The sequence below is a fragment of the Prosthecobacter sp. genome (assembly GCF_044373815.1).
Taxonomy (GTDB): domain Bacteria; phylum Verrucomicrobiota; class Verrucomicrobiia; order Verrucomicrobiales; family Verrucomicrobiaceae; genus Prosthecobacter.
In genome coordinates, this window is record NZ_JBIPNG010000238.1 from 1 (window position 1) to 9,703 (window position 9,703).

9 protein-coding genes are annotated in these 9,703 nt (G+C 59.8%); 5 read left to right on the forward strand and 4 right to left on the reverse strand.

Annotated elements, in window-relative coordinates; translation table 11 throughout:
• Both ACIREA_RS18470 and ACIREA_RS18475 read right to left on the reverse strand, forming a co-directional pair.
• The coding region (locus ACIREA_RS18470) for an aminotransferase class III-fold pyridoxal phosphate-dependent enzyme (RefSeq protein ID WP_397383807.1) at window positions 1-679 on the reverse strand (679 nt) is incomplete at its 3' end.
• 18 nt (window positions 680-697) lie between these two features.
• Complete coding sequence (locus ACIREA_RS18475) at window positions 698-1,006, reverse strand: Dabb family protein (RefSeq protein ID WP_397383808.1); 309 nt, start codon at window positions 1,004-1,006, stop codon at window positions 698-700.
• A gap of 291 nt (window positions 1,007-1,297) precedes the next feature.
• Here ACIREA_RS18475 and ACIREA_RS18480 point away from each other — a divergent pair, with 291 nt between their 5' ends.
• Window positions 1,298-1,558, forward strand: coding sequence for a twin-arginine translocase TatA/TatE family subunit (locus tag ACIREA_RS18480; RefSeq protein ID WP_397383809.1), 261 nt, complete (start codon window positions 1,298-1,300; stop codon window positions 1,556-1,558).
• An 18-nt stretch (window positions 1,559-1,576) separates the two neighbouring features.
• Window positions 1,577-2,500, forward strand: coding sequence for an endonuclease/exonuclease/phosphatase family protein (locus tag ACIREA_RS18485; RefSeq protein ID WP_397383810.1), 924 nt, complete (start codon window positions 1,577-1,579; stop codon window positions 2,498-2,500).
• Between the two features lie 22 nt (window positions 2,501-2,522).
• On the opposite strand, the gene ACIREA_RS18490 is transcribed toward ACIREA_RS18485, so the two are convergent.
• Entirely contained in the window at window positions 2,523-3,575 is a 1,053-nt protein-coding gene (locus ACIREA_RS18490; protein WP_397383811.1) for a hypothetical protein, read from the reverse strand.
• A gap of 117 nt (window positions 3,576-3,692) precedes the next feature.
• Between ACIREA_RS18490 and glsA the strand changes: the two genes are divergently transcribed.
• Window positions 3,693-5,510, forward strand: coding sequence for a glutaminase A (gene glsA, locus ACIREA_RS18495; RefSeq protein WP_397383812.1), 1,818 nt, complete (start codon window positions 3,693-3,695; stop codon window positions 5,508-5,510).
• A 6-nt stretch (window positions 5,511-5,516) separates the two neighbouring features.
• On the opposite strand, the gene ACIREA_RS18500 is transcribed toward glsA, so the two are convergent.
• A complete protein-coding gene (locus tag ACIREA_RS18500; protein ID WP_397383813.1) occupies window positions 5,517-6,590 on the reverse strand; it encodes a hypothetical protein in 1,074 nt (357 codons plus the stop codon).
• Between the two features lie 120 nt (window positions 6,591-6,710).
• On the opposite strand from ACIREA_RS18500, the gene ACIREA_RS18505 reads away from it, so the two are divergent.
• Window positions 6,711-8,669: a sialate O-acetylesterase gene (locus ACIREA_RS18505; RefSeq protein WP_397383814.1), complete on the forward strand. Its 1,959-nt coding sequence runs from the start codon at window positions 6,711-6,713 to the stop codon at window positions 8,667-8,669.
• 74 nt (window positions 8,670-8,743) lie between these two features.
• Window positions 8,744-9,703, forward strand: a 960-nt coding sequence (locus tag ACIREA_RS18510) for an MBL fold metallo-hydrolase (protein ID WP_397383815.1), incomplete at its 3' end; no start/stop codon positions are given.

Sequence of the window (9,703 nt, forward strand, 5' to 3'; positions counted from 1 at the left end):
CAGCAACCGCAGGCATGCAGCCCGTGTTGCACAGCACCGGCTCAAAGATGATCGCGGCGATCTGATCGTGATGCTCCGCCACCCGCTGACGCAGATGCGCAGGATCATTCCAGCGGGCCACGACAAAGGTGTTCAGCACTTCGGGGATCACCCCTTTGCTGGGATGCAGGCGAGTTGGATCGTCCTCGGTGCCCCACTGTCCCGGAGGTGGTGCGTAGCCCACGAGTCCTTCATCACCCCAGCCGTGGTAGTGACCTTCAAACTTCAAAATCATCGACCTGCCGGTATGGGCACGTGCAAGTCGCAGCGCGGAAAGCACCACCTCGGTGGCGCTGTTGTTGAAGCGCACGCGTTCCGCGCTGGGGATCATCTTTTGCAGCCGCTCGGCCACCTCGATCTCCAGTTCGCTCTGCGCCGCCCAGTGCGTGCCTTTGTGCGCCTGGGTGCCAATGGCATCGGCCATGCCTTCCGGTGCGTGACCGTAGAGGATGGCCCCCTGCCCTATTTGGAAGTCGATGTACTCATTGCCATCGACATCGAAAAGGCGCGAGCCTTTGCCGTGGTCAAAATACAGAGGCACCGGCACCTCCATCTTGCGGATGCCGCTGTTGACGCCACCTGCGATGCTAAGCTGGGCACGGGCGAAGAGCTCCGTGGATTTCGGAAAAGTGTAGGACATGGCCGTGGAAAAATGAAATCAATGCAGAGGTGAGCTGTCGTAAATCACCACCCGCTCCCAGAACGTCTTGCACGCCGCCACAAAGCGCAGGTGCTTCGGGCACTCCTTCTGGTAGAACTCATGATCCTTCAGATCCTTGAAATGCAGCGTCAGCGAGTAGCTGAAGGAGTGGTCGGTCACAGGCCGCTTCTCCGTGGCCGCCGGCTTGCCCACAAAAGCATGCACGAGGTAGTCGATTTCGAGCAGATGCATCAGCTCCGTCTCGAAAGTGGTGCGTTGTTCCGCAGAAAGATCAGGCTTGAGCCAGAAATAAACGTTGTGAATCATAGTGAGCGCATTGGTACGCGCACAGACAGCCTGTGCAATCGCCAAACTCTGGTTCCAACGCAGGACCAGGCTGAGACGGGGCCTTCCCTGCAGCTGGGGCGAACAAAAACATCCAAATTGGGTGTTTTTTGCTAACCTCCGCCCTGCAGCGGCGTTAAATATAACAGAAGACATCACCACGGCGTTCCTGCCGGGTCGTTTTCACTCCGCGCAAAGGACGATGGCCCCACTGGGAACGACTTCAAAGTCCGCGTTGCACGTCACCACGAACAATGCAAACCTAGTACCATCATGAACCCCACATCCATCCTTGCAATCGGTCCTCTCGGCACGCCTGAGATGATCATCATCGGCATTCTCATTCTCGTGCTCTTTGGCGCGAAAAAGCTCCCTACCTTTGCCCGCAGCCTGGGCAAGAGCATGGGTGAGTTCAAAAAGGCCCGCACGGAATTCGAAGCCGAGCTCCATAACGCCCAGGAAGAAGTCGAGCGTCCAAAAATCACCCCTCCTCAGGAAAAGCGCCAGCCCGTCGCCAACGTCGAAGATTCCTAGTCGAATCCATCCGCTGGCATGCTGCCACTTACACAGTTCACGCGGCGGGTCTTGGGACCCGCCGTTTTTTTTGCTCTCGCGGCACTCCTGTCCGCCGCTGAGCCGGAGCGCCTCACGTTCTGCTCCTACAATTTGAAAAACTGGCTGACGATGGAGCGATCAATCGGCAAGCCTCCCGCCCCAAAGCCCGAAAGTGAGCGCGCTCAGGTGGTGAAAATGCTGGCTGCCATCCACCCCGACATTCTGGGTATTTGTGAGATCGGCACCGCCGATGATCTGGCGGAACTACAGCAGCGCCTGCAAGCAGCTGGCGTTGACCTGCCCTACACCGAACTGGCCCATGGAGGCGATCCCTCACGCCGCCTCGCCCTCCTCTCGCGCCTGCCTATCAAGACGCGCAACACGCAAACCACGCTCACCTATCAAATCGGAGCGCAGACACTGCCATTTCAGCGCGGCATTCTCGATGTGACGATTGCCATCACGCCCACCTTTGACCTGCATCTGCTGGGAGTGCACCTGAAGTCCATGCGCACGGTTTCAGAGGCAGATCAGGCCGAGATGCGCCGCAATGAGGCACGTCTGCTGCGCCTGCACATCGACTCCATCTTCACCCAGGAGCCAGTCGCCTGCATCCTGGCCTACGGCGACTTCAACGCCCACCGCAACGAGCCCTCCCTCGCGGAAATCATGGGCAGCCCGCGATCCGCTGAAACCTCCCTGACTGATGTCCTCCTGCGCGATGCCAATGGCGAGGTCTGGACCCATTTCTGGGATACCGCGGACATCTACTCACGCCTCGACTACTGCTTCACCAGCCGCCTGCTGCGGCCGCACATCGACACCCGCAGCTCCTACGTACACGCCGACCGCGATTTTTACAAAGCAAGCGATCACCGCCCCCTGGTCCTCAAAATCAGCCCTGCGCCGATTCTGAAATGACCCAGTGAAAATAAAGTCGCTGCTACTGCTTCACAATCTTCAGCACCCGGTTGTTGTAGCTGTCCGTGATGTAAAGCTCTCCCGTGTCCGGCTTGATGGTGACGCCATGCGGACGTGCAAGCTGACACTGCCGGGGATCTCCACCCACTCCCGCGCTGCCATGCTTGCCTGTCCCGGCGATGCGCTCGATCTTGCCCGTGGTGGGAACAAACCGACGCACCAAATGCGCCTCGGCATCCGCGATGATGACGCTGTCGTCCTTGTCCACGCAGAGGTGCTTCGGGCCGTTCATCGTGGCTTCGAGGGCGAGACCGCCGTCCCCTTCCCCCCCCTTTTTGCCGCTGGCATTGACCACGGTGCGGATATGGCCGGTTTTATCGACCACCCGCAGCGCATTGCCACCGCGCTCGAGAATATAGATGTTTCCCTGACGGTCGGGCGCCACAGCACGTGGATCTGAAAGCGGGGCGTCGATGGCCACGGCACCATCCTCAGGCTTGCCCCGTTTGCCATTACCAGCGATCACCTTGCTCTGGTGCGTGGCCAGATCGAGTTCATACACTCTCAGCAGATCTGCGATGTAGAGCTTGGTCCCCTCAAAGTTCAGCGTGATGCAATAAGGGCCATTCCCCTTTTCCTTGCCAGCTGGGGCACGCCATCCTTCAAGATTGGAAACGATGCGCGCCTTCACGTCCACCACGCGCACCCGGCCGTTCCAGGTGTCAGCGATCAATACATTGTCATTGGGCAGCACGGCCAGATTGTGCGGACCATTAAACTGCGCGCGAATGGCCTGCCCACCGTCACCGCTGTCTCCGGGCTTCAATTGACCGGCCACATGCTGGATGGTGCCTCCGCCATCCACCTGCAGCAGGCGATTGCCAGACACCATTTCGACGATCCACATATGCCCGCCGGAGTCGAAGGCGGTGCCAAAAGGTTCCTTCAGCACAGCATCCGTCGCTGCGATGTCCATGGCATCCTGCGCTCCCCCGCCAGCGACAAGCACGATTTGATCTGCGTGAGCAAAGATTGGCATACTAAGGGCAAAGAGGCAGGTGCGGAGTGAGATCATGGTGGTGAAGAGAGATACTTGCTGAAGCACCGGTTTTTTCCAACCGTTATTCACATCGCCAATACATCCATTTTCAGAATTTTACGCACTCGGCATGGCGATTGCTTTAACATTAGGATGCTCTCTCCCATCCAAGAGTACGTCGAACAATTGTATTCACGCTACGCGTCCAGCATGGACGGTCATGTGGCAGATTATATCCCCGAACTGTCCAAGGCCGATCCACGCTTGTTTGGCATCTGCATCGCCACGCGCGACGGCCATGTGTATGAAGTTGGCGACACCCGCCATGCCTTCACCATCCAGTCCATCTCCAAAGCCCTGGTCTACGGTCTCGCGCTGGAAGACCGGGGTGAAAACCATGTCCTGTCGCGAATCGGCGTGGAGCCCTCAGGTGAAGCGTTCAATGCCATCAGCCTCAAGGAAGGCACCGGCGCCCCGTTCAACCCCATGATCAATGCCGGTGCCATTGCCACCGCCGGACAGATTTTGAAAAAAGACGGCCAGAGCCGCATCGACCGTGTGGTGGATTACCTCAGCGGCTTTGCCGGAAGGCCTTTGGAGATCAACCAGTCAGTCTATCGCAGCGAGAGCGAAACCGGGCACCGCAACCGCGCCATCGGCTGGCTGCTGCGCAATTTCGGCATCCTGGATGAAGACCCGGATGAGACCTTGGAAACCTATTTCCAGCAATGCTCGGTCGAGGTCACCTGCCGGGATCTGGCGCTGATGGGAGCCACACTGGCTAATCAAGGCATCCAGCCCTTGACGCGCAAACGCGTTATCCCCTCCGAGTACGTGGACAACGTGCTGGGCGTCATGGCCACCTGCGGCATGTACGACTGGTCCGGCGAATGGATCTACCGTGTGGGACTGCCCGCCAAAAGCGGCGTCGGCGGGGGCATTCTCGCCGTGCTGCCCGGCCAGCTGGGCATCGGCATTTTCTCACCACCATTGGACAAGCAGGGCAACAGCGACCGCGGCATCAAAGTCTGCATGGATCTCTCCCGCGAGCTGGCGCTGCACATGCTCAATCCGACCGCGACTCCTCTCTCAGCCATCCGCCTGGCCTATCATGGCGGAGAGGTGGTCTCACGCCGTCGGCTGACACCGCAGGCACGCGAACTCCTGCGTGTGAACGGCTTCATGATCCAGGTCATGGAGTTGCAGGGCGGGCTCACCTTCACCACCATCGAGCCGGTCATTCGCCACGCCACATCGCTTGCCGCAGAGTGCAAGCACATCATCTTTGACCTGCGTGCAGTCGTCAACGCCAACTCCGTGAGCCTGATCCTGCTGGCCAACCTCGGCGCACGCCTGGCCCCTCACGGAGTGCGCGTGATCTTCTGCCAGCCCGCCAAGCTCATGACCTCCCTGCGCACGGTAGGCATCGCAGAAACGGACATCTTCCCCACCATGGATGCCGCCTTGGAACACTGCGAGGACTCCCTGCTGCTCGAAGTCTCAGGCGTCTCGTGGCGGCCGCATGCACCGCTGTCGCTCAAATCCTGCTCCCTTTTCCGCCAGTGCACCAATGAGGACATCGCCTTTCTCGAAACAGAACTGCAGCGGCGTCAGTATGCGAGCGATCAGACAATCATCCGCACAGGAGAGATGGCGACCGAGATGCTGGTGCTGGTTGGCGGCACCGTGGAGGTGCAGATCCATACCGATCATCAAACACGCAAGCGCATCGACGTCCTCACCGCTGGGATGACCGTGGGTGAAATGGCCTTTCTGGACGGATCAGCACGCTCGGCAGACATCGTGGCCTTGGAGCCGGTGGAATGCGTGGTCATCACAAAAGCCTGGTTTGACGCCCTGAACGAGCGCAACCCCTCGCTGAAAATCACGCTGCTGCAGGAAATGACGCAGGAAATAGCCACCCGCCTGCGCCAGGCAAACCTGTCCATCTCTGCCTTCCACCGCTCGTAGCAGTGCTTACTTCTGCTTCAGCAGACGCACCCGGTGCGTTTCGCTGTCGCCGATATACACGGTGCCGTCTGCATCGCAGAAGATGCCATGCAGGCGCGCCATTTTGCACTGAAGCGGATTACCGTCCGGGCCGTCGCCTTTTTCACCGGTGCCGGCGATGAGTTCGATGTTGCCGGTTTTCGCATCGATCTTGCGCACGCTGTGGCTCTCCGTGTCGGCCAGCCAGGCATTGCCTGCCGCGTCGATCGCCACCCCCTTCGGACCGCTCAGCGTCGCCAGTTTGGCCGGGCCGCCGTTGCCAGTGAAGCCCTTGGCCCCCGTGCCCGCCACGTGATGGATCTTGCCCGCTTTGAGGTCAAACTTGAAGACCTGGTTCCCTTCACGGGTGACGAGCCAGAGATTGCCCGACTTGTCGAAGTCCAGTGAGCGCGGCCCTTTGAGTGGCGTGCCTGCGATGGGTGCGCCATCCGGTGTCGCACCGGGTTTGCCGGTGCCGGCAAAGGTGCTGACGTCGCCGGTTTTCATATCGATCTTGCGGATGACGTTGTTTCCGATGTCGCACACATAAAGACTGCCATCGGGGCCAAACTGAATGCTGTGAGGGCTTTTGAACTGCGCCTTGGCCGCCGGGCCGCCATCACCGCTATAGCCTGCTGCGCCGGTGCCTGCGAAGGTGGTGATAATCTTCGTTTTCATGTCGATCTTGCGCACGACGTGGTTCGTCATATCGACGACATACAGATCTCCCTTCGCATCAAAGCGGAGCTCATGTGGCAGATTGAAGGTGGCCTGCAAGGCGGGGCCGCCATCGCCGGTGCAACCTTTTTTCCCAGTGCCTGCGATGGTGCTGATACTGCCGTCCGGAGCCACGCGGCGGATGCGTTGGCCGGTGTATTCGCAGAACCAGATCGCGCCATCCGGCCCGCGTGTGACACCGAAGGGGTTGTCGATCTGTGCCGCGGTGGCAGGACCGCCATCACCGCTGCCCCCTTGGGTGCCGTTTCCTGCAAAGGTGGAGATGGTCCATTCGGCGGCGGTGGCGGATTGAACGAGAAAAGCGAGGGTGAGGAGGAGGCGCATGATTGGAAATTGGGACGATGAAGGACTGCGTGGTGAATGCCAAGCAGGAAATGAGTACGCAATTCATCGCAGCGTTTTGCTGGCGCAATTCGGCAAGCCTGCCAGAATTCGCAAACAACCATGAAACCGCTGCTTCTCTGCGCCTGCCTTGCTGTTTTGACCACCACGCATGCTGCAGTGCAAATGCCGTCCATCTTCACCGATCACATGGTGCTGCAGCGCGACCTGCCGGTGCCTGTGTGGGGCAAGGCATCCCCGGGCGAGGAAGTCACAGTCGAGTTTGCCGGGCAGAAAAAAACCACGAAGGCCGATGCAACAGGCAAGTGGATGGTCAAACTCGACCCGCTTGCCGCCAATGCCGAACCACAGGTGCTGAAAGCTGGAAACGTGACCATTCAGGATGTGCTCGTCGGCGAGGTGTGGCTGGCATCCGGCCAGTCAAACATGGAGTGGGAGATGCAGATGAAGCCGGACAGCGCGGCAGACATTCCCAAAGCCACTCACCCCAATCTGCGCCTCATCGAAGTGCCGAAGACCGTGGCGCTGAGTCCACAGGATGACGTGAAAACCGCTTGGACGCGCAGCTCACCGGAAAGCGCCGCCTCATTCTCGGCCATTGGTTATTACTTTGGCGTGCGGCTGCAGGAGGAGCTGAAAGTCCCCATCGGCATCATTCTCAGCGCCTGGGGCGGCACACGGATCGAACCCTGGACAAGCCTGGAGGGCTTTGAAGCCGTGCCCGCCTTGAAGGATTTCACCGCAGACATCCGCTCCAAGCTTCCCGGCAGCGATTCCTACCGTGCGGTGAATGAGAAGTATCTGGCCGCCATCGAAAGCTGGACGCAGGCCGCACGCGCTGCCTTGGGCGAGAAGCAGGGAGTGCCAGCCATGCCCGCGCAGCCAGCGGTGCTCCCACTGAACCAAGTCACGCCGACATCCCTTTACAATGCCATGATTCATCCGCTGGTGCCCTACGCCTTTCGTGGTGCCATCTGGTATCAGGGAGAGTCAAACCATGCGGAAGGCTTTGCGTACACGGAGAAGACGAAGGCCTTGCTCGCCTCATGGCGCAGCGTCTTTCAGCAGCCGAATTTGCCGTTCTACTTTGTACAGATCGCCCCATGGCAATATGGCGCAGAGGACGTTGAAATCCTGCCACAATTCTGGCAGGCACAGCGCGAGTGCCTGAACATCCCGAACACCGGCATGACAACCATCTCGGACATCGGCGAGGTTTCAGACATCCACCCCGCGCACAAGAAGGAAGTGGCCCGCCGACTGTCACTCTGGGCGCTGGCAAAAAACTACGGCCACAGTGAGATCGACCCCAACGGCCCGCTCTATGCCAGCCACGCCACTGAAGGCAGCTCCATCCGCGTGAAGTTTGACCACGCAGCCAGCGGCCTCGCTTCGCGGGATGGCAAGCCGCTCACGCATTTCGAAATCGCCGGCAAGGACGGCATCTTCCACCCTGCCGAAGCCAAAATTGACGGCAGCAGCGTCCTCATCAGCGCCGCCGCTGTTCCAGAGCCACGCCGCGCCCGCTTCGCCTGGAGCAAGCTCGCCATCGCCAATCTCATGAACAAGGACGGCCTGCCCGCCACCGCCTTCCACACACACTGGCCGGTAGACCCGGATATGGGCGACAACCTCGCCCGTGGCTGCACCTGGGAAAGCAGCGACAAGAACACCTATGGCTGGGACACCGGCCTGACCGATGGCTCCTATGCAGAGTTTCCGCCGAACTGCTACGCCACCAGCAACACCGACACGTTTCCCAAGCATGTCACGATTGATCTCAAAAAAGCCCAACCGCTCAATCTCGTGCGCGTCGGTGTTCCCACGGTCGGCTCGACCAAGACCATCGCTGTCTCCGTCAGCACGGATGGCAAAACCTTTCGCGAAGTCGGCAGGCACGTGTTTCCGCTCGGCAAGGCTGAACGCGCCGACCTGAATTTCCCTGATGCGGAAGCGCGCTACATCCGCCTGACCTACCTTGATCATCACGAAAAGCTCTCTGCCGAGTATCCGAACACGTTTGCCTTCACCACGGAAGTGGAGGCGTATCGGATGAAATAAAGTTGCCCGGTTGCGCCGCAACCGGTCCAGACAGACAGTCAGTTGCGGCGCAACTGGCCAACTTTCCTCCAACCATGAAACTGACTTTCTGCGGTGCTGCGGGCACCACCACCGGATCCAAGCATCTCATCACCGTCAACGGCCAGCGCATCCTGCTGGACTGCGGCCTCTACCAAGGCAGACGCAGCGAAGCCTTTGAGCGCAATCGCGACTTCCCCTTTGACCCGCAGCAGATTGATGTGGTCGTGCTCTCACATGCGCATATCGATCACAGCGGCAATCTGCCACACCTGTGCAAACGCGGCTTCAGCGGCAACATCTTCGCCACGCCAGCCACGCGCGACCTGTGCAGCATCATGCTGCCGGACGCCGCGCACATTCATGAGAGCGACATCAACTGGCTGAACCGCCACCGCAAGACCGACAACCTGCCTCTGCTGGAAGCCAGCTACACCATGGAGGATGCGGAAAAGTGCATGCGCCAGTTTGTGTCCGTGGGCTATCACCGCCCCATGATCATTGCCGACGGCGTGACCATGACCTTCATCGATGCCGGCCACGTCCTCGGTTCCGCTCAGGTCATCCTCGACATCGACGACCGCCAGACCGGCAAAAAATCCCGCCTGCTGTTCTCCGGGGACATCGGCCGTCCTAACAATGACCTGCTGGCAGATCCCGAAGCCTGCGAAAAGGTGGACCACATCATCATGGAGAGCACCTATGGTGGGCGGCACCACGAGCTGGCCACGGATTCCAATGAGCACATCTGCCGGATCATCCGCCGCATCCTGCAGCAGAAAGGCAAGCTCATCATCCCCGCCTTTGCAGTTGAGCGCACGCAGCAGCTCCTCTACACGCTGGATCAGCTGCGCCACGAAAACTGCTTCCCCCTGATCCCCACCTTTGTTGACAGCCCGCTGGCGGTGAAAGCCACGGAGATCTTCCGCCTGCACGTCGATGAGCTCAAACCCTCGGTGCACGAAGCAGCCTTCATGCGCTCCGACCCGTTCGGCTTTGAGGGGCTGCAGCTCGTG

Coding starts and splice junctions, on each gene's coding strand:
- ACIREA_RS18475 (WP_397383808.1), bottom strand. CDS start 1,006: ATGATTCACAACGTTTATTTCTGGCTCAAGCCTGATCTTTCTGCGGAA.
- ACIREA_RS18480 (WP_397383809.1), top strand. CDS start 1,298: ATGAACCCCACATCCATCCTTGCAATCGGTCCTCTCGGCACGCCTGAG.
- ACIREA_RS18485 (WP_397383810.1), top strand. CDS start 1,577: ATGCTGCCACTTACACAGTTCACGCGGCGGGTCTTGGGACCCGCCGTT.
- ACIREA_RS18490 (WP_397383811.1), bottom strand. CDS start 3,575: ATGATCTCACTCCGCACCTGCCTCTTTGCCCTTAGTATGCCAATCTTT.
- glsA (WP_397383812.1), top strand. CDS start 3,693: ATGCTCTCTCCCATCCAAGAGTACGTCGAACAATTGTATTCACGCTAC.
- ACIREA_RS18500 (WP_397383813.1), bottom strand. CDS start 6,590: ATGCGCCTCCTCCTCACCCTCGCTTTTCTCGTTCAATCCGCCACCGCC.
- ACIREA_RS18505 (WP_397383814.1), top strand. CDS start 6,711: ATGAAACCGCTGCTTCTCTGCGCCTGCCTTGCTGTTTTGACCACCACG.